The 17,866-nt window shown below is 67.3% G+C and carries 22 protein-coding genes; 11 read left to right on the top strand and 11 right to left on the bottom strand.

Annotated elements, in window-relative coordinates; translation table 11 throughout:
* The first annotated feature begins 33 nt into the window (after positions 1–33).
* Together ACIA49_RS18230 and ACIA49_RS18225 are read left to right on the top strand one after the other, a co-directional pair.
* The gene (locus ACIA49_RS18230) at positions 34–447 is read left to right on the top strand and encodes a hypothetical protein (protein ID WP_396378339.1); all 414 of its coding nucleotides are present in this window, start codon (positions 34–36) and stop codon (positions 445–447) included.
* Positions 444–1,475, top strand: coding sequence for a 4-hydroxy-3-methylbut-2-enyl diphosphate reductase (locus tag ACIA49_RS18225; protein ID WP_391546222.1), 1,032 nt, complete (start codon positions 444–446; stop codon positions 1,473–1,475). Before ACIA49_RS18230 ends, ACIA49_RS18225 begins: the two co-directional genes overlap by 4 nt.
* Here the strand turns inward: ACIA49_RS18225 and ACIA49_RS18220 are convergent, their stop codons facing one another.
* The 6 genes from ACIA49_RS18220 to ACIA49_RS18195 all read right to left on the bottom strand — a co-directional run bounded on the left by ACIA49_RS18220 (position 1,476) and on the right by ACIA49_RS18195 (position 5,032).
* Positions 1,476–2,087: a hypothetical protein gene (locus tag ACIA49_RS18220; RefSeq protein WP_396378337.1), complete on the bottom strand. Its 612-nt coding sequence runs from the start codon at positions 2,085–2,087 to the stop codon at positions 1,476–1,478.
* Complete coding sequence (locus ACIA49_RS18215; protein ID WP_396378335.1) at positions 2,080–2,610, bottom strand: SigE family RNA polymerase sigma factor; 531 nt, start codon at positions 2,608–2,610, stop codon at positions 2,080–2,082. The genes ACIA49_RS18220 and ACIA49_RS18215 overlap by 8 nt, the downstream gene beginning before the upstream one ends.
* A complete protein-coding gene (locus tag ACIA49_RS18210; RefSeq protein ID WP_396378333.1) occupies positions 2,607–3,206 on the bottom strand; it encodes a hypothetical protein in 600 nt (199 codons plus the stop codon). The genes ACIA49_RS18215 and ACIA49_RS18210 overlap by 4 nt, the downstream gene beginning before the upstream one ends.
* Positions 3,203–3,727, bottom strand: a complete 525-nt coding sequence (locus ACIA49_RS18205; RefSeq protein WP_391546226.1) for a SigE family RNA polymerase sigma factor — start codon at positions 3,725–3,727, stop codon at positions 3,203–3,205. The genes ACIA49_RS18210 and ACIA49_RS18205 overlap by 4 nt, the downstream gene beginning before the upstream one ends.
* A gap of 80 nt (positions 3,728–3,807) precedes the next feature.
* Entirely contained in the window at positions 3,808–4,593 is a 786-nt protein-coding gene (locus ACIA49_RS18200; RefSeq protein WP_396378331.1) for a class I SAM-dependent methyltransferase, read from the bottom strand.
* 61 nt (positions 4,594–4,654) lie between these two features.
* Entirely contained in the window at positions 4,655–5,032 is a 378-nt protein-coding gene (locus tag ACIA49_RS18195; RefSeq protein WP_396378329.1) for a winged helix-turn-helix transcriptional regulator, read from the bottom strand.
* Between the two features lie 87 nt (positions 5,033–5,119).
* Between ACIA49_RS18195 and ACIA49_RS18190 the strand changes: the two genes are divergently transcribed.
* Positions 5,120–5,734 carry an NAD(P)-dependent oxidoreductase gene (locus tag ACIA49_RS18190; RefSeq protein ID WP_396378327.1) on the top strand — a complete coding sequence of 205 codons (615 nt, stop codon included), beginning with the start codon at positions 5,120–5,122 and terminating at the stop codon, positions 5,732–5,734.
* Between the two features lie 64 nt (positions 5,735–5,798).
* Here ACIA49_RS18190 and ACIA49_RS18185 read toward each other — a convergent pair whose 3' ends face one another.
* Positions 5,799–6,989, bottom strand: a complete 1,191-nt coding sequence (locus ACIA49_RS18185) for a glycoside hydrolase family 64 protein (RefSeq protein WP_396378326.1) — start codon at positions 6,987–6,989, stop codon at positions 5,799–5,801.
* A 300-nt stretch (positions 6,990–7,289) separates the two neighbouring features.
* Between ACIA49_RS18185 and ACIA49_RS18180 the strand changes: the two genes are divergently transcribed.
* Entirely contained in the window at positions 7,290–8,153 is an 864-nt protein-coding gene (locus ACIA49_RS18180) for a hypothetical protein (RefSeq protein ID WP_396378325.1), read from the top strand.
* Positions 8,154–8,228: 75 nt separating this feature from the next.
* Positions 8,229–9,425 carry a DNA recombination protein RmuC gene (locus tag ACIA49_RS18175; protein ID WP_391546235.1) on the top strand — a complete coding sequence of 399 codons (1,197 nt, stop codon included), beginning with the start codon at positions 8,229–8,231 and terminating at the stop codon, positions 9,423–9,425.
* A 70-nt stretch (positions 9,426–9,495) separates the two neighbouring features.
* Here the strand turns inward: ACIA49_RS18175 and ACIA49_RS18170 are convergent, their stop codons facing one another.
* The gene (locus tag ACIA49_RS18170) at positions 9,496–10,299 is read right to left on the bottom strand and encodes a polysaccharide deacetylase family protein (protein ID WP_396378324.1); all 804 of its coding nucleotides are present in this window, start codon (positions 10,297–10,299) and stop codon (positions 9,496–9,498) included.
* A 71-nt stretch (positions 10,300–10,370) separates the two neighbouring features.
* Complete coding sequence (locus ACIA49_RS18165; protein WP_396378323.1) at positions 10,371–11,297, bottom strand: DUF817 domain-containing protein; 927 nt, start codon at positions 11,295–11,297, stop codon at positions 10,371–10,373.
* 52 nt (positions 11,298–11,349) lie between these two features.
* On the opposite strand from ACIA49_RS18165, the gene ACIA49_RS18160 reads away from it, so the two are divergent.
* The 4 genes from ACIA49_RS18160 (at position 11,350) to ACIA49_RS18145 (ending at position 15,088) form a co-directional block, all read left to right on the top strand.
* Positions 11,350–11,880, top strand: a complete 531-nt coding sequence (locus ACIA49_RS18160) for a GNAT family N-acetyltransferase (RefSeq protein ID WP_396378322.1) — start codon at positions 11,350–11,352, stop codon at positions 11,878–11,880.
* A gap of 40 nt (positions 11,881–11,920) precedes the next feature.
* Positions 11,921–12,997, top strand: coding sequence for a redox-regulated ATPase YchF (gene ychF, locus ACIA49_RS18155; protein WP_396378321.1), 1,077 nt, complete (start codon positions 11,921–11,923; stop codon positions 12,995–12,997).
* Positions 12,998–13,129: 132 nt separating this feature from the next.
* Entirely contained in the window at positions 13,130–14,041 is a 912-nt protein-coding gene (locus ACIA49_RS18150) for a hypothetical protein (RefSeq protein ID WP_396378320.1), read from the top strand.
* 345 nt (positions 14,042–14,386) lie between these two features.
* Positions 14,387–15,088 (top strand): DUF5984 family protein, encoded by a 702-nt coding sequence (locus tag ACIA49_RS18145; RefSeq protein ID WP_396378319.1) that lies wholly within the window; start codon positions 14,387–14,389, stop codon positions 15,086–15,088.
* Here the strand turns inward: ACIA49_RS18145 and ACIA49_RS18140 are convergent.
* Positions 15,077–15,562 (bottom strand): SMI1/KNR4 family protein, encoded by a 486-nt coding sequence (locus tag ACIA49_RS18140; protein WP_396378318.1) that lies wholly within the window; start codon positions 15,560–15,562, stop codon positions 15,077–15,079. The genes ACIA49_RS18145 and ACIA49_RS18140 overlap by 12 nt on opposite strands.
* A 79-nt stretch (positions 15,563–15,641) precedes the next feature.
* On the opposite strand from ACIA49_RS18140, the gene ACIA49_RS18135 reads away from it, so the two are divergent.
* Both ACIA49_RS18135 and ACIA49_RS18130 read left to right on the top strand, forming a co-directional pair.
* Complete coding sequence (locus tag ACIA49_RS18135) at positions 15,642–16,166, top strand: PASTA domain-containing protein (RefSeq protein WP_396378317.1); 525 nt, start codon at positions 15,642–15,644, stop codon at positions 16,164–16,166.
* Positions 16,167–16,206: 40 nt separating this feature from the next.
* Entirely contained in the window at positions 16,207–16,878 is a 672-nt protein-coding gene (locus tag ACIA49_RS18130) for a hypothetical protein (protein WP_396378316.1), read from the top strand.
* On the opposite strand, the gene ACIA49_RS18125 is transcribed toward ACIA49_RS18130, so the two are convergent.
* Positions 16,879–17,814 carry a helix-turn-helix transcriptional regulator gene (locus ACIA49_RS18125; protein ID WP_396378314.1) on the bottom strand — a complete coding sequence of 312 codons (936 nt, stop codon included), beginning with the start codon at positions 17,812–17,814 and terminating at the stop codon, positions 16,879–16,881.
* Positions 17,815–17,866: the final 52 nt, after the last annotated feature.

The following is a 17,866-nucleotide window of genomic DNA, read 5'->3' as shown; positions in this document are numbered from 1 at the left end:
CCGCACGACCCTGACACGCGCCATGCTGGTGGCGTGGACGAGGGATTTGCGCGCTGGTACGCGCCGCTGGCCGTGATGTGCATCGTGCTGTCGTTCCAGCCGCTGCTGCCGGCCGACGAGTTCGGGACGCTGTGGGAGATGGCCGGTCGCGGTTCGGGCAATCCGGCGGCGATGGGTGCGGTCCTGATGACCGTGCTGATCCTGCTGCTCGGCTACGCGAGTTTCCGGCCGGCCGTGCCGACGTGGATCCCGGTCACGATCGCCGTACTTTCGGGGGTGATCGCCGTGATGCTGCTCACAAAGCCGGGCACCGGTGATGAGAAGCCGGAGCTCACTTCGTTCGGGGATGCGGCGGTAGCAGTGGCGATCTGCACCTGCGTGCTGGCGGTTTCGCACGTCACACGGCTCAGGAGGCGTTCGCCGCGGCCCCGTACGATGGCACCGTGACTGCCCAGCCTGAAGACACTGGTACGACGACCGCCGTGCGGACGAAGCGGGTGCTGCTCGCTGCGCCGCGCGGGTACTGCGCCGGCGTGGACCGGGCGGTCGTGGCGGTCGAGAAGGCGCTCGACCTGTACGGCGCGCCGGTCTACGTGCGCAAGGAGATCGTCCACAACAAGTATGTCGTGGAGACCCTGACCAACCGGGGTGCGATCTTCGTCGACGAGACCGACGAGGTGCCGGAGGGTCAGACCGTCATCTTCTCGGCGCACGGCGTCTCCCCGGTGGTGCACGCCGAGGCGGCCGCGCGGCAGCTGAAGACGATCGACGCGACCTGCCCGCTGGTGACGAAGGTGCACCACGAGGCGAAGCGGTTCGCCGCGACCGACTTCGACATCCTGCTGATCGGTCACGAGGGCCACGAAGAGGTCGTCGGGACGAGCGGCGAGGCCCCTGAGCACACCACGATCGTGGACGGACCGGACGACGTACCGAACGTCACCGTGCGTGACCCGGAGAAGGTCGTCTGGCTGTCGCAGACCACGCTGTCGGTCGACGAGACGATGGAGACGGTCCGGCGGCTGCGTGAGAAGTTCCCGCTGCTGCAGGACCCGCCGAGCGACGACATCTGCTACGCCACCCAGAACCGTCAGGTCGCGGTGAAGAAGATGGCGCCCGAGGTCGACCTGATGCTGGTCGTCGGCTCGACGAACTCCTCGAACTCGGTCCGCCTGGTCGAGGTCGCGATCGAGTACGGCGCCAAGGACGGCCACCTGGTCGACTACGCCGCCGAGATCGACGAGAAGTGGCTCGAGGGCGTCGAGTCGGTCGGCCTGAGCAGTGGTGCGAGCGTGCCGGAGATCCTGGTCCGCGACGTGCTGCGCTGGCTCGCCGAGCGTGGGTATGCCGACGTCCAGGAAGTCACCACCGCCGAGGAGAGCCTCACGTTCGCGCTGCCGCGTGACCTGCGGGCCGACCTGAAGGCGGCCGGCAAGCCGACCACCGGCACCTCCGACCACGCCTGGACGCTCTAGCTAGTTGATCGTCACCTGCACACTCGCGGTGGCGTCCGGCTTCACGCCGCAGAACCTGGCCCGGTAGGTGTACGTGTAGGTCCCGGCGCGCGGATACGTGTGCGTGTCCGGTGGAATCGACCCCGAGCCGCGGTACGGCGTCTTCGCCTTGACACATTCGGCGCCGTCGCTGAACGAGCTGAAGAGATCGCTGCCGTCGCCCCACATGTACGCCGAGCCCTGCCCGAGCGCCATCAGGTTCTGAGCAGGCAGTTCCCCACCCTCGGCGATCGGTAGCAGCACCGTCCCTGAGCCCGAGACGGTCATGCTGACGGTTCGGCCGTTCACGACCGGCTTCAGCGTGATCTTGACGCTGTACGGCGACGGCGAGGTCGCCACCGGCGCCGAGGTGGTCGGCGGGCCGAGGACTGGCGGCTGGCTGTCGACATCGTTCAGGTTGCCCGCGATCGCGACGACCGCGGCCACGGCGGCCGTGGCCAGTACGGCGACTCCCGCCGTCCGGCGGCGCCGTACCTTGCGGACCCGGTTCATGACGGCCACACTCGGCACTCCGGTCGGTGGGGGCGGATCGGCGGCCAGGCGCTGCATGCGCGCGTGCAGGTCGTCACTCATGGTCGGCCCCCTTCCGTTCCGGTGCTGAGATGGCTTCTACCAGGTGATGTTCGCGGAGCCGGGCGAGGCCGCGCGAGACGTTGCTCTTCACGGTACCGATCGAGCAACCCATGATGGTCGCGATCTCCGCCTCGGGCAGGTCCTCGAAGTACCGCAGGACCAAGGTCGCCCGGGTACGGCGGGGGAGCGTGGCCAGCGCTCGCAGGAGCAGATCGCGGTCGTCGACGACGCCGTACTCGGACTCGCCCGCAGGCTCCGGCAGGATCTCGGTCGGGGTCTCGCCCTTCCACTTCCGGCGCCACCACTGGGTGCTGGTGTTGACCATCACCGTCCGGGTGTAGCTCTCCAGCGCGTTCCCGCTGCGCAGCGAGTTGCGGTGGAACCACACCTTGGTCAGCGAGGTCTGGACCAGGTCCTCGGCCAGATGCCACTCACCGGTGAGCAGATACCCGAAGCGCTGCAGCGCCGTGAACCGTCCGTCCACGAACTCGGCGAACTCCTGGTCCCGTGCCTTGTCCGTCACTTGATCACCAGATTCACCGATCTCTTGCTCGTCACCACATCCCCGTCCGGGCCGCAGAACTTCACAGCGAAGACGACCGTATAGGTCCCCGGTTTCGGGTAGGCATGCGGGTTCAGGTGGTACGTCGCCGCACTCGTGACCTCCTTCGTGGAGCCCGTGCAGTCGGCCAGGCCGTTGTCCCCACCGTCCGGCTCGCCCTGCCCCCAGTCCGCGGTGAAGCCGCTGGACAGGTCGACGAACGACTTGGTCGACATGTACTCGCCTTCAACCCTCGGAACCCGCACGGTCCCGCGCATGGTCACCGCCATCTTCCCGACCTTGCCGGTGACGGTCGGCACCATTTCGATGCTCACGGCCCCTACCGGCAGCTTGACCGCCGGCGGCGGCCCGAGCACCGGCGGCTGGCTGTTGGTGCTGGTGAGGTTCCCCGCGACGGCGACCACGGCCGCCACGGCGGCAGTAGCCAGTACGGCGCCTCCCGCGGCCCGGCGTCGCCGTACCTTCCGGACCCGGGCGAAGACCGCCTGGCTCGGGATCTCGGTCGGCGGCGGTGGGTCGGCGACGACCCCCTTGAACAACGTCTGGAGGTCGTTCATGACTCGACGCCCTTCCTGGCGGGTGCCGTGATGCCGGCCACGAGTTGGTGTTCACGAAGCTTGGCGAGCCCCCGCGAGACGTTGGACTTCACCGTGCCGACCGAGCAGCCCATGATCTGGGCGATCTCGGCCTCCGGCAGGTCCTCGAAGTACCGCAGGACCAGAGTCGCCCGGGTACGGCGGGGCAGCGTTGCCAGCGCCCGGAGCAGCAGATCGCGGTCGTCGACAACGCCGTACTCGGACTCGCCCGCAGGCTCCGGCAGGATCTCGGTCGGGGTCTCGCCCTTCCACTTCCGTCGCCACCACTGTGTACTGGTGTTCACCATGGCGGTCCGGGTGTAGCTCTCCAGAGCGTTGGCGCTGCGCAGCGAGTGCCGGTGGAACCACACCTTGGTCAGTGCGGTCTGCACCAGGTCCTCGGCCAGATGCCACTCACCGGTCAGCAGATACCCGAAGCGCTGCAGAGCTGTGAACCGCCCGTCCACGAACTCCGCGAACTCCTGGTCCCGTCCTGGGTCCATCCCCGTAACCCACCTCTCATCTTGGTCACCATGGTGATGAGGTGGCGGCGCGGAAAGGTTGAGTCGTGATCGGGGTGAGTTCAGCTCGCAACAGTCAGCACCTGCGAGCGCTCTAGCGACATCAGCACGTAGTCGACGGGGAACTCAGGCATGAGTTGCTCCAGGTACGCCAGTGACTCGGCCTCGACGGCGTCGTACAGGCCGGCCTCTTGGAGTAGTGGAACCGTCTTCGCGCCGAGTGGGTGCAGGAGCATCCGGGTGTTCCAGTACTCGGCCGGTGAGCTGACGACGAACGTCAGTTGGTGCCTCGCGCTCGACACCTTGAAGCCGTGCGGCCCGAACAGGCCGGCGACCGCGTCGGCGTCGTCCCAGACGGGCTTGGCCAGGATGGGCGGGCCACCGGTGATCTTGGCGACGGCCTGCACCGAGATGCCGATCAGGCCGTCCAGTGCGGCGTTCTGCGGCCAGGCGGTGAATAGGACGCGCCCGTCGGGTGCAGTGACCCGCGCGATCTCGTCCGCGGCGGCCTGAGGGTCGGGGGCCATGATCACGCCGAAGTTCGACAGTACGACGTCAGCGGAGCCATCGGGGAGCGGAATGGCCGCGGCCGTCCCGTCCAGCACTGTGACGCTCAGATCCTTCGCGGCTGCCCGTGCGGCGGTCACCTCACGGAGCCGGGCGGCCGGGTCGACCCCGGTGACGTGTGCGCCGCGTTCGGCGGCCAGCAGCGCCACGTTGCCGGTCCCACAGCCGAGGTCGACCACGTCCAGTCCGTCGACCTGTGCTGCCGTCACGAGGACCTGAGCGGCCGGGGCCAAGTCCGTGCCGGTCCACTCGTACTCGCCCAGTCCCCAGTCGATCTCCACGGCTCCTCCTTCAGCGTTGATGCTCCGAAGATAGGCGCCGGGCCTTTCACGCCCGTATCACTCAGACGGTGGCGTCGTACTGGCTCTGGGCGTCGTTGATGGCGTTGATGTGCTCTTCGGCCCACTCGCTGACGGCGGTGAGCGGCTTGATCAGTGAGCAGCCCATCGGGGTGAGGGCGTAGACCACGCGCGGTGGGACCTCAGCGAAGACCTCGCGGGTGACCAGGCCGTCGCGCTCCAGCCGGCGCAGGGTCTGGGTGAGCACCTTGGGCGCGACGCTGCCGATACCGTCGCGGAGTTCGGTGAAGCGCAGCGGCCCGTGCTGCAGCAGCAGCACCGCCAGAGCGGTCCACTTGTCGCCGATGCGGTCCAGAACCACCCGCGTGCCGCACTGCGGGTCGAAGAGGTTGCCGCGCTCGTACCTTCCATTAGTAACCACCAGGTACTTATAGCACGTTGAAGTAGCCAGTTACCAATCGATACTATCGGCGACAAGTTGATAGTTCATTCATCTGGAGGCGGGAACATGAAGGTCGCGGTCTATGGCGCGAGTGGCATGGTCGGCAGTCGAATCGTCGCCGAGGCGGTGGCCCGGGGGCACGAGGTCATCGGCGTGACCCGTTCCGGCGCTGAGCTCCCCGTGGGGGTTCAGGGAGTGCAGGCGAGCGCGAACGACGTCGCCTCGGTCAAGGAGATCGTCGGCGACGCGGATGTGGTGGCCGTGGCGCTCGGCCCGAGCCGGACCGGTGGCGACCACCAGGAGTACCTCGACGCGGTCGACAACCTGATCGCGGCCGCGCAGGGCACGGAAACCCGGCTGCTCGTCGTCGGCGGTGCCGGTGGGCTGAGCATCGGCGGCCAGCGCGTGGTCGACGGGCCGGAGTTCCCGGCCGAGTACAAGGCGGAGTCGCTGACTGTCGCCAAGGTGCTGGACACGCTGCAGGCCAGTGACGAGAGCCTGAACTGGACGATGCTGCACCCGTCCTACGTGATCGCGCCGGGGGAGCGGACCGGGACCTTCCGGCTCGGCCTCGACGAGCCGGTCGGCGATCACATCTCCGCCGAGGACTTCGCGGTCGCGGTACTCGACGAGTTCGAGAAGCCGGCCCACAACCGGCGGCGGTTCACGCTCGGCTACTGATCACGAGTGCGGGCGGGCCGGTACGTCGTACCGGCCCGCCCGTTCGTCAGTTGAGGTCGAACTGTCAGTTGAAGGGATCGAGCGTCAGGAAGGCGGTCTGCGGGTTGCCGTCGTGGACGAGCGCCTCGTGCGCGCCGACGTCGTCGAAGGCGAAACCGTAGGCCTTGCCGTCGGCCATCTGGGCGTGGATCTTCTTCGAGTACTGGTTGGTGACGTTGTCGAGGTAGAAGCCCGAGTCGTTCGGGTCGGGCTGGTTGGCGTTGGTCAGCAGAGTCGAGCGGTTGTAGCCCGCGCAGAGCGTGCGCGAGATCGGGCCGCGGACCAGGTCGTTCGGGGCGTCGAGCAGCTTGAAACAGCCGAAGATGCTGGCCGAGTCAGGCTTCTGGAACGACGTGACGACCTGACCCGCGCTGTTGGTGAAGTTCATCGTGTTGCCGGAGACGCGACCGAAGTACTTGGTGTTCGGCTCGTTGGAGAACGGCGTCACGGTGAGCGTCTGCGAGCTGTACTTCGACCACACCCGGTTGACGTAGTCGTCCATCGCGCTCGCGGGCAGGGCGCCGGTCTCAACGCCGTACAGGGGAGCCAGTGCGCGCAGGACCGAGCCGTTCGGTGCGGTCTGGATCAGGTTCGCCCAGCCGCCGGACTGACCGCGCAGCGAGTTGAAGAAGCCGTTGTAGCCGCCGGCCTTCAGGTGTCCGGTCGTCTTGGTGGTCCCACCGACCGGCTGCACACCGACGGCGTACGGGACCGAGAACATGTCGACCTGGGTGCTGTTGATCCAGAGGCCGTCGTTGTTCAGCGTGTACTCCGACCAGCTGAACAGGATGTTCCGGTTCGGGTCGGAGGGGTTCTGGACGGCCGGCTGGACCAAACCTCCGGTCGTCAGTTTGAACACCAACTTCTGCCCGTACGAGAAATAGACCCGCCCGGAGAACTTGGGCATCTGGATCGTGATCGAGCCGCCGTTGCCCGGGCCCGCGATCGACGCGTCCGGAGCCGGGGTCGGCGGGGTGCCGCCGGCCGGCCAGGCGTGGAAGTTGCCGGCCGCGTCGGCCCAGCCCTGCTGGCCGGTGGCCAGGTTGGTGCCGAGGTTGTAGATGTAGACCGCGTCGCCGCGGCCCGAGTTGTTGCTGATCTTGAGCGGAATCGTGGCCGGAACGGCCTCTGCGGGCGTGCTGCTGCCCGCGGTGAGCAGACCGGCCGCGGTCACCAGAGCCGCGACGATCGCCGGGAGATGGAGTCTCTTGCGCACTGTTTCCTCCTCAGATGTGCCCCATCCAGGGAAGCCGAAGCGCATGGACGGCGAGGGGCGGGGAGGGCGCCGGCCATGGTCTGAGAGCGCTCTCATACTCCCGCCAATTCACCCCATGCTGTCAACAGCTCACTGTTGTCGGATCCCCGCCAACTTGATCCAATAGCAGGGTGTGATGTCCTGAACACACTGCGTCGCCCACAGGTCTCCGCCCTCCGCCGCCCCCCGACATGCGCTGTCGCCGTCAGCGGGAGATCATCAGGCCTTGGGTCGACCAGGTCTCCGTGAGGAAGGAAAGTAATGGCAAGCACGATCTGGATCCCCGGAGCCGAACGGCTGACGCCGTCCTCCCCGGGGGGCACCATCACCTCGAAAGCACCGCCGCGCGTGGTCTGGCACACCACCGAGGCTGATCCCGGGACGTCGTCGGTGTGGTCCGCGATGGTCGGGGTACTGAGGAACAAGTCTGCCGAGCCGCAGGTGCTCTACGACCCGCTGACCGACCGGCTGGGTCAGTTCATGCCGCTGAACGTCGGCGGCCGGGCGCTGCGCAACGACGGCGCGACGCTGACCAACCGGGTCGGTCGCGCCTGTATCCAGATCGAGGTGATCGGCCGCTCCGCGAAGCCCTTCACCGACTACTGGAGACCGGGCAAGAACTTCCGTGCGTTCATGGCCGCCGTGCGGTCCTGGGGAATCAAGGACGTCTGGCCCGCCGGGCCGCCCCCGAGGTTCATCGCGAGTCCGCCCCACAACGTGCCCGAGTCACCCCGCAGCCGGACCATCTGGCTGAACCGGGGTGGCCACTACGGTCACAGTCACATCCCCGGGAACGACCACGGGGATCCAGGGGGCATCAGTACCACCGCATTGTTCGCCGCCGGCGGCACGACACCGAAGGAGCTGTTCACCGTGGGGCAGTACGAGAACCTGATGCAGCAGATCAAGAACGAAGGCGCCGCCACCCGGCAGGAGGTTCGCCGGCAGGCGATCTGGTCCCTGCGGTACGGCGTCCAGACCGAGGACGAGCGGGCCCGCGCCGACAAGGCGTTCGACGACGCCATCGAGGCCGGCAAGACGCTCGCCGAGGCGATCGCGGCGGTGGCGGCCGTGATGAAGCCGGTCGACGCCGATCTCGAGTACCGCGCCCGCCGCAACGGGTGAGTCATACAGAGGGTTGCCGGGCGACACCGCGTAGGTGAGCGGAAACTGTCGGTGGCGTCCGGCACCATCTGTGACATGAGTGGCGCGACGGTATTACTGGTGCTGTTGTTCCTGGTGGTGGGTCTCCTGCTGGGAGCGGTCTTCGGGGTGCTCTGGGTGCGCGGGCGCGACGGCGCCGCGCTGGCCCGGATCACGGCCGAGCGGGACGCGGCCGAGGACCGGGTGGTCGAGCTGACCCAGGAGCGGACGTCGGTCGGCCAGCAGATGGGCGGCCAGGCCGTGGTCAAGGAGGCGCTCGACCGGCTGCACGCCCAGCTGAATCAGCTGGAGCGCGGGCGGGCCGCCTGGCAGAGCGAGCTGCACCAACAGGTCAACGAGGTGCGGATCAGCGGCGAAGCGCTCCGCCGTGAGACGGCCTCGCTGTCCACAGCGCTCCGAAAACCCCAGGTCCGCGGTCGATGGGGTGAGCTGCACCTCCGCCGTACCGTGGAGCTCGCCGGGATGGTCGCGCACTGCGACTTCACCGAGCAGACCACGACCTCCGGCTCGGGCGAGGACGGCCTGCTTCGCCCGGACCTCGTCGTCCGGCTGGCTGAAGGCAAGAACCTGGTCGTCGACTCCAAGGTGCCGCTGGCGGCCTTCCTGGAGGCGGCCGAGTCCGACGATCCGGACTTCCAGGAGGACCGGCTGCGGGCGCATGCCCGGCATCTGCGCATTCACGTCGACCAGCTCGCGGCGAAGGCGTACTGGACGCGGTTGTCGCCGTCGCCCGAGTTCGTGATCCTGTTCGTGCCGGGGGAGTCGTTCCTGTCGGCCGCGCTCGATGTCGAGCCCTCGCTGCTGGAGTACGCGGCCGAGCGCCGGGTCATCCTGGCGACACCGACGACGTTGATCGCGACCTTGCGGGCGGCGGCGTACGCGTGGAACCAGTCGGCGCTGACCGAGTCCGCGCAACAGGTCTTCGAGCTCGGCCGCGAGCTCTACGACCGCCTGTCGGTGATGGGCGACCACCTCGGCCGCGTCGGCCGGTCGCTGACGTCGGCGGTCGAGGCCTACAACGGCACGGTCGGTTCGTTCGAGCGCCGCGTCTTCATCACCGCACGCAAGCTTCGCGACCTGCACGTCACCGAGTCCGAGCTTGCTGCGATGGAGTCCATCGAAGCCTCGGTCCGCCCGCTGACCGCACCGGAGTTCCTGGTCGCCGAGGACCAGGAACCGATCCGCCGCTGGCCGCTGCCCGACTCACCGCAGCACCCGCCGCTGACCGGCTGATGCAGGTTCCTCCCAACGACGAACCGCCTGACCCCGGCAGAGGTCAGGCGGTTGCCGAAAGCATCTTTTGTCAGGGCTGCTTGCAGTCCATTGCCGGGAAGGAGTAGCCCTTCGCCTTCAGCAGCGGCAGCACCTTGTCGAGCGCGGCGACGGTCTGCGAGCGATCGCCGCCGCCGTCGTGCATCAGGATGATGTTGTGGTTGTGCGCGTTGTTCATGATGTTCTGCACGATCGCGTTGACGCCCGGGCGGGCCCAGTCGCGCGGGTCGACGTCCCAGAGGACCTGGACCATGCCCGCGGCCTTGATGTCCGCGCGGACCTTCGGGTTGCTCGCGCCGTACGGCGGACGGAAGCAGGTCGACCGCGGTCCGTCGAAGATCTGGTGGTGCCGCTCGGCCGCGGAGATCGCGGTCAGCTGTGGGTGCGAGATCGAGTGGCTGCCGATGCTGTTGCCTGCAGCAAGCACTTGCTCACGCAGTCCGGGGTGCGCGGCCTGCATGGTGCCGAGCTCGAAGAACGTCGCATGCGCGCCGTGGTTCGCCAGCACCTGCAGGATCTTCGGCGTCCAGTACGGGTCGGGACCGTCGTCGAAGCTGAAGAAGATGACCTTCTTGTTCTTGCCCTTCACCAGGTTCGCGGTCGGGTCGTTGGCCGGCTTGCCCGGCGTCGACGGCGGCGCGTTGTTGCCCGGCGTCTCGGTCGGCTGGCTTGACGGCTGGTTCGACGGCGGGCTGGCGGGCGGCGGTGACGTCTGTGTGGTCGCGGCGGCCGGGTGTGGCTGGCGCTCGTGTCCCAGCGCCAGGACCAGCAACGCACCGGCGACGACGACCAGCGCCACCCCGGTCGCGATGAATGCGGCGAACTTTCGGGACATGATGCTCCCTCTCTAGCAGGCGGATGTTCCCCAGTTGCTCCCCCTCAGGAGCCTCACACCCTGAAGACGCCTCAACTCCTGCCAGGGTTGGCATCTTGATGTTGCGGTGAGATCTCAGCGCCTTCATGTTCACTAGATTCCGCAGGTGCTGTGACATCGGTCGCATGAGGTGTCGCAACGGTCGCGGGCGCACCGCGGTGATAGAGCCTGCCCTCGAGTGCCTTCACGCTCGCGACCAGCACGAAGCTCATGCTGACGAGCAACGCCCAGGCCCCGAACTTCGCCGGATGGACGAGTCGCCACACGCTGACCTGGTCCGGATAGTTCCACGCGTCGAGGAACGTGCCGAAGTTCTCCGCGATCCACAAGAAGAAGCCGATCAGCCCGAACGACACCGCGAGCGGCATCCGGTAACGCCGTACGCCGACGGTGTAGAAGACCCACGTCCGGCGCAGCACCCAGAGCAGCACGAGTGCGATCGGGATCCGCAGATCGGGGATCCAGCGATGGGTGAAGAAGTTCGCATAGATCAGTACGGCGAGCACGGTCGTCGCGATCGGGCGGTAGCCGCTGACCCGCAGATCGAAGCGTCGCCAGGCCTGACAGATGTAGCTGCCGACCGCGGCGTACATGAAACCGGCGAAGAGCGGGACGCCGCCGAACTTCGTCACCGCATCACCCGGGTACTGCCACGAGCCGATCCGGACCTTGAAGAGTTCGAGTCCGAGACCCACCAGGTGGAACCCGAAGATCACCGCGACCTCGCGCCACGTCTCCAGGCGCACCACCCAGAACAGCAGCGTCAGGGCGAGGCAGTAGACCAGCAGAGCGTCGTACCGGGCGATCGGAAGGTCGACGTACTTGGAGATCGCGAGGCCGGCGAAGAGGAACGCGGGGAAGAGGCAGGAGACCAGTTCGAGCAGGCCGAAGCGCAGGAACTGCAGGCAACCGAACACGAAGCGTGAGCGATCCGGGGCGAGCTTTCTCCAACTGGTCACAGACTGGAGACGTTGCTTGCTCTTGCCTGGTTCGGACGGATAGATCATCAGAATGGAGCCGAAGGTGGTCTACGAGACGGACCGGTTGGTCGTGCGTGACTGGGCGGCCGCCGACGGTGACCGGGTGTTCGACATCTACCGGCGCTGGGAGGTCGCGCGCTGGCTCGGTGCCGATCCGAAGGTGATGACGGATCGCGACAGCGCGAACCGCGTGATCGAGCGCTGGAACGAGCGCAACCAGGAGCCGCCGTACGGGATCTGGGCGGTCTACGAACGCGCGACCTCGACCGTCGCCGGCACGGTGCTGCTCGTCCCGCTCCCGGATCCTTCCGACGGGACCGCCGGTCGCGGCGAGGTGGAGGTCGGCTGGCACTTCCACCCGGACGCCTGGGGCCGCGGGCTCGCCACCGAAGCGGCACGCGGTGCGATCGGCCACGGCTTCAAGGCGGGGTTGTCGCAGATCTACGCCGTCGTCCGCCCCGACAACGGCGCGTCACTCGCCGTCTGCCACCGCCTCGGCATGCGTTCACTAGGCCGTACGTCGCGCTGGTACGGCGCCGAACTGGAGTCCTTCCTGATCTGAATTGGGGTCCTGGCGGTCGACCCGCGTACTCTTGACGCCCGTGGCACTCAGCATCGGAATCGTCGGGCTCCCCAACGCGGGCAAGTCCACCCTGTTCAACGCCCTGACCAAGAACAACGTGCTCGCGGCGAACTACCCGTTCGCGACGATCGAGCCGAACGTCGGGGTCGTCGGCGTACCGGACCCGCGGCTGGACAAGCTCGCGGCGCTCTACAGCTCCGCCAAGGTGATCCCGGCCACGGTGCAGTTCGTCGACATCGCCGGCATCGTCCGCGGCGCCTCCGAGGGTGAGGGCCTGGGCAACAAGTTCCTCAGCCACATCCGCGAGTCCGACGCGATCTGCCAGGTCACCCGGGTCTTCCGCGACGACGACGTCACCCACGTCGACGGCAAGGTCTCGCCCGCCGACGACATCTCCACCATCCAGACCGAGCTGATCCTCGCTGACCTGCAGACCGTCGAGAAGGCGATCCCGCGCCTGGAGAAGGAGACCCGCCTCAAGAAAGAGGCCGCGGTCACCCTCGAAGCCGTCCGCGAGGCCCAGAAGCACCTCGAGGCCGGTACGCCGATCATCGCCACCAACGTGGACCGCGACGCCATCCGCGAACTCATGCTGATGACCGCCAAGCCCTACCTGTTCGTCTTCAACTGCGACGCCGACGAGCTCGCCGACGAGCCCCTCAAGCAGCAGATGCGCGACCTGGTCGCCCCCGCCGAAGCCATCTTCCTCGACGCCAAGTTCGAGGCCGAACTGGTCGAGCTCGGCGACGAGGCCGAAGCCCTCGAGATGCTCAAGGAGATGGGCATCGACGAGCCCGGCCTCGACGTCCTGGCCCGCGTCGGCTTCGACACCCTCGGCCTCCAGACCTACCTCACCGCCGGCCCCAAAGAAGCCCGCGCCTGGACCATCAAGCGCGGCGCCACCGCCCCCGAGGCCGCCGGCGTCATCCACACCGACTTCCAGCGCGGCTTCATCAAGGCCGAGATCGTCTCCTTCGACGACCTCATCGCCGCCGCCACCATGACCGCCGCCCGCGCCGCCGGCAAGGTCCGCATGGAAGGCAAGGACTACATCATGCAAGACGGCGACGTAGTCGAGTTCCGCTTCAACGTCTAAGGACACCGCCTCCGGCGGCGACAGACTTTTGGCGCCTCCGGCGCGACCTGATCTGGCTGACGGTCCGTCGGCTGTCTGACGGCCGAGTGTCGGCAGCGCCTGGTTGCAGGGCGCAGCGTTGCCTCAGCGCAAGTGAGGGCTGCGCGCGGACGAGCTACTCAAGGGTCCTCTCTGGAATTGCTGAAAGGGAAACAGGTGACAGCTGGGATCGTGCACTTCGCCCAGTACCGTGCGTTTGAGGCGCAGCGCCAGGATGCCAGCAACGCGATGATGGGATTGCTCGCCGGCGCTCAACTCGCATCGCACCTCCTGCAGCTCACCGAGGGGTCGGACACCCTGCTTCCGGAAGTCTTCCCACGGGTCGCTCACATCCGACGGTTCAATCTGCGCACCGAAGCCGCGCTCTCGATTCTGCAGTCAGCTGACACTCACCTCGGCGCGATGAGCGTTCCGTATGCTCTGGCCCTGCACGAAGACTTCTTGAAGACCTGTATCGATCTCCTGGCCAGGAATGGAACAGCGCCGGCGAGTGCGAGCCGAGGGGCGCTCGTGGTGCTTCACGACGCGATCGAGACCGCCACCGGGAAGACCTTCGACGTGGACAGCCTTACTCAGCTCGACACCCTCCGGCTGATGCGTAACGCCACCATCCACAGCGGTGGCCGGGCGCACCAGCCACTGATCGACAAGGTCGCTTCGTGGTCCCCGACCGCGGAGGCCGCGTGGGTAAGGATCACGAAGAAGTCTCTCGCCGGAATCGGCATCGGTGACCGGGTCCAGTTCGGTCACCCAGAACTCATCCTGTCCCTCGCGGTGACCAAATCCCTCGCGCGACAGGCGAACGTCATTCTGAGAGATTCACTCGGCCGAGGCCTTTGGGCAGAGCTGGTCATCGAGGACGTCCTCGATGAAGAGGGCGGCCACCTGAACCAGCATCAGCTGGAACGAAAAGCGGCGGGCAAGGCCCGTCGGCACTACAACAGCCTTAAGCTGACCTCTGGCGAGCTGGCCGCTGCTATGCGCGTCGTACGCGCTCGTAGATGACAAGTGGCGGGCCGCAACGCGACCCGCCACTGAAGAAAAAGTGGGGCTCTACCAATTGAGCTACGACCCCTCCACGAGGGAGGGCGCCGGGGTTCGAACCCGGATCGTCCACTTCAGTCGAGGCACCCGGCGTTGAACCGATGGGACCAAATCTCCCAGTGCTCCGCTGTCACGAGAACGACCTCGTGCATCAGCAACTGTAGCACTTTCCCCGTCAGGCACAGTTGGTACGGCGGGGGCGCCCGTTGCGGCGGTCTTGTGGATAACGGCGACTAGGCTCGTCTTTAAGAGCCTAATGCCTAGCAGAGGCGTCTTTATCGAGGAGAGGACAGGCTCGTTCACCAAGTGACCGCCGCACCGATTCGTTTCCGGTTCGGGATTCATCCGCTGGGGGAGGTTGGGCTGTGGGGTGGGGACCGGCCGACTTTGCATTGGTTCGGGCTTACTGATGGGTGGTACTGGGTCGAGTTGGGTGATGTGCGGCTGCTGAGGTTTGCGGCTGACTACGACATTCCGTACGTCGACTACTACGTCGTGCGGTTGTGGGAGGACTTGCTGGCGCTGTTGCCGGCTGCGGTTGAAGAGGTGCCGAGCGATGTGATCGGGTTTCTTGAGTCCGACGATCGCGGCTGGAAGGACGTCGAGTCCGAGGTGGCCGACGCGGCTATCGATTGCTGGTCCGATCGGAGCTTGAACTTCAGCTACCTTCGCGAATCGCCAAGCCTCCGCTGTTGGCGAAGCGGTGACCAGCTCACGCTTGACTGGAACGCGCCCGCGAACTTCGCGGAGCCTCGAACTCTGCGAACCACGGTTGCCGTCGCCGACTTTGTCGCCGCCGTCGAGGAACTCGATACCACCCTGATGGCCGCTATGGAGTCCCGCATCGCTGAAGTCGAAGCCTCCCCGCAGGTAGGTGTCGACATCGACCTCCCTAACCTGCGCCGCGAACACCAAGACCGCGCCCAGTGGTTCGCCCGCGCCCGTTCACGGGCCCAGACAACGGACTGGAACGCCGTACGGGCTGGGGCCGCGCAGTTACTCGCCTGACTCGGACTCCTCCGAGAGGTTGGTGATGAAGGTGGCGAAGTCGGGGGCCAGCTGGGTGATGCGGTAGTCGACTTCTTGGTCGACGTGTACGACGCGTGGTTCGCCCGGGGCGCGGTAGTCGAGGGCGATCATGTCGTGGCCGGCTGAGGGGCAGTCGGCGAAGTAGACGCCGATGTCGGGGTAGCCCCACTCATCAGGCCAGAACCTGCTCCCCCTGTCACCGCAGAGGCTGTAGCTGTGCGTGCGGCCGATTGCGAAGATCGCAGTCACGCCCACGTGGTCTGCTGCCCAGGTGGTTGGGCCGTCGGCTGGGCTGATCCAGCGTTTGAGGTCGCCGCCGTTGTGTTGGCGCGCCAGTTCGACGTACGCGACAGGCAGTCGCACGCCGAGCTCGGCCTCGACGGCAGCGATCGTCGCGTCATCTGGCGTCGACTCGAATGGGGCCCCGTCGAAGAGGCCGGCGATCTCGATCACGGGCCGAGGCTAGCGTCTGAAGGCTGGCTGAAGGGTGGTGGGGAGGGTGGAGGCAGGACGGTCGGAGCTAGGGGGAGTCATGTCGGAGTCGTACTGGAAGTTTTGTTACCTCGGGGCGGATGGGGAGGAGGTCTGCCACGAGTTGTTTGCTGAGTTGGAGCCGGGGGCCGGTGAGGTGTTGACGGGGCAGGTCAAGGCGTTGGGTGGGCTGCAGGAGGTTGTGGGGCGGGTTACGGATTCGGCCTTGCAGGTAAGGCTTGTCGAGGTGATGGACGCGGAGGCCGCGCGGCTGAACGCGGTGTTGCCGGAGGGGTTTGTACTGCGGCGGGCCGATGCGGCGACCTTCGCGAAGGAGGAGGAGTTCTTCGGCGTGCCGGGTGTGGTGGGGATGACGCATGTCGATGCGTTCAACACGCTCAGGGCCGCGGGGTACGGCGTGAAGACGGTGTGGGAGTGGACGAGCTCGGCCGAGGAGAACACGGTGACCGACCAGAGCCCGGCGGCCGGCGCGTTCAACGTGCCGCCGACGGTCGTCAACATCTGGGTCCGCACGCTGCCACCCGAGCCGGACATCACAGACCGGACCACGTTCCTCACCGAGTAATCCGCGAGACCGGCCGCGCTGTCGTCGGTAGCCTCGTCGGATGGGATACCTGAATCTGCTGGCGCGGCCGTGGGGGGTGCAGCGTTGGCGTGTTCGGGTTGCGTGGCTTCGGATTCGGGGGCGGACGGGGGCCTTCAAGGTTGTCGAGGACAGTGCGCGAGCCCGTCGGCTGACGGCTGCGTGGGAGAACGCGTGGCCGGGGGCGGCGCCGGACGGGTACATGTCAGCTGAGGATCGATGGGTGCGGTTCCATAGCCTGCCGGAGTCGAAGCGGTATGCCGACTCCGAGGCCGAGTACGGCGAGATCCTCCGCCGGCATTACGCCGTACTCGATGCGTTGTCCGGAGGAACGGCGTACGAGCAGCTCGTGGTGATCGGCGTTGACTACGGACCGAACGACCTCGTGACCGGCTGGACACGACGTTATCTACCAGGGGCTTGGCCATGGCAGTGCCGGCTTGATGCGGACGACCCGGACCGCGGCCCCAGCTATTTCTGGGTGAAGTCCGAGCCCTCGCAGCCGGAGCTGGACACCTTGCTGCGGGCGGTCGCGGACGACTACGCCCAGATCATCGTGATCCCGACGGACGCGAGCTGGGTCTTCAAGCCGTACGACGGGGGTGCCGACATCTACGCGGCCGATCGGATCGACCGGGATGCCCTGCGCGACAGGTTTGCGGACTGGCTGTCGAAGCGCGCGGACGGGTTGTAGCTAGCTGGCTGTGGAGGTGGCGAGGGCTTGGGCGGCTGCGTGGACGGCGGTGATGAGGGCTGGTGGGGCTAGGGGGAGGGCGGCGCCGGCTTGGGCCAGGACGGCGGCGGTGGCTTCGGGGAGGCTTTCCAGGTCGGTGTGGATGATCCACCAGGCGGGGGCGTCGGCTGGGATGGGGGGAGTGGTGGGGCGGAAGCGGGGGACGGCGTCGGTGTGGACGCGGAGGGTTATGGGGTAGGAGGGGCGGGTGGCCCGGAAGGCGGCTTGGGACTGGGACCAGTGGGTGGTGAGGTCGAAGTCGGGTGGGCGGGTGAAGGGGGTGTCGGTGAGGGTGGCTGAGGCCAGGCGGCTTAGGCGGTAGGTGCGGATCTGGCCGTCGGTGCGGGCGGCCACCAGGTACCAGGTGCGGTTCTTGGCGACCAGGCCGAGCGGGGAGATGGTGAAAGGGTCGTCGGGGCGGTTGTAGGTGATGGCGAGGCGGCGTTCTTCCCAGACGGCTTGGCGGCAGAGGTCCAGCCAGCGCGGGGTTTCGCGGCGGTCGTCCCAGCCGGCGTGGTCGATGAGGAGGCGCTGACGGGCGTACTCGGCGTCGCGGCGGGAGGCGTCGGGGAGGGTGGCGATCAGCTTCAGGACGGCTTGGTCGGCGGAGGCGTCGAGGCCGAGGTCGGCGAGGACGTGGGCGGTGGCGCCGACGAAGACGGACATGACCTCGGACGGCGTGAGGCCGGTGAGGCGGCTGCGGTAGTCGGGGAGCAGGGACCAGCCGCCGCCGCGGCCGCGGGTGGAGTAGACGGGGACGCCGGCCAGGCTGAGGGCGTCGAGGTCGCGCTGGACGGTGCGGTGCGAGACGTCGAGTGCGGTGGCCAGCTCGGCGACAGTGGAGCGGCCGCGGGTTTGCAGGTGCAGGAGGAGTCGCAGGAGCCGTTCGGCGCGCATGCCGGCAACTATGCCAGCTAAATAAGACATCAAGTGTGGTGTTTTGTTCCTA

The sequence above is a fragment of the Kribbella sp. NPDC051587 genome (assembly GCF_044453945.1).
Lineage (GTDB): Bacteria > Actinomycetota > Actinomycetes > Propionibacteriales > Kribbellaceae > Kribbella.
This window is presented reverse-complemented; position numbering and strand designations above follow the sequence as displayed.

Excerpts from the sequence above, each read along its gene's own strand:
- ACIA49_RS18190 (WP_396378327.1), top strand. The coding sequence starts at position 5,120 with ATGAAGGTCGCGGTCTATGGCGCGAGTGGCATGGTCGGCAGTCGAATC.
- ACIA49_RS18220 (WP_396378337.1), bottom strand. The coding sequence starts at position 2,087 with ATGAGTGACGACCTGCACGCGCGCATGCAGCGCCTGGCCGCCGATCCG.
- ACIA49_RS18180 (WP_396378325.1), top strand. The coding sequence starts at position 7,290 with ATGGCAAGCACGATCTGGATCCCCGGAGCCGAACGGCTGACGCCGTCC.
- ACIA49_RS18175 (WP_391546235.1), top strand. The coding sequence starts at position 8,229 with ATGAGTGGCGCGACGGTATTACTGGTGCTGTTGTTCCTGGTGGTGGGT.
- ACIA49_RS18125 (WP_396378314.1), bottom strand. The coding sequence starts at position 17,814 with ATGCGCGCCGAACGGCTCCTGCGACTCCTCCTGCACCTGCAAACCCGC.
- ACIA49_RS18135 (WP_396378317.1), top strand. The coding sequence starts at position 15,642 with ATGTCGGAGTCGTACTGGAAGTTTTGTTACCTCGGGGCGGATGGGGAG.
- ACIA49_RS18205 (WP_391546226.1), bottom strand. The coding sequence starts at position 3,727 with ATGGACCCAGGACGGGACCAGGAGTTCGCGGAGTTCGTGGACGGGCGG.
- ACIA49_RS18170 (WP_396378324.1), bottom strand. The coding sequence starts at position 10,299 with ATGTCCCGAAAGTTCGCCGCATTCATCGCGACCGGGGTGGCGCTGGTC.
- ACIA49_RS18130 (WP_396378316.1), top strand. The coding sequence starts at position 16,207 with ATGGGATACCTGAATCTGCTGGCGCGGCCGTGGGGGGTGCAGCGTTGG.
- ACIA49_RS18160 (WP_396378322.1), top strand. The coding sequence starts at position 11,350 with ATGGAGCCGAAGGTGGTCTACGAGACGGACCGGTTGGTCGTGCGTGAC.
- ACIA49_RS18210 (WP_396378333.1), bottom strand. The coding sequence starts at position 3,206 with ATGAACGACCTCCAGACGTTGTTCAAGGGGGTCGTCGCCGACCCACCG.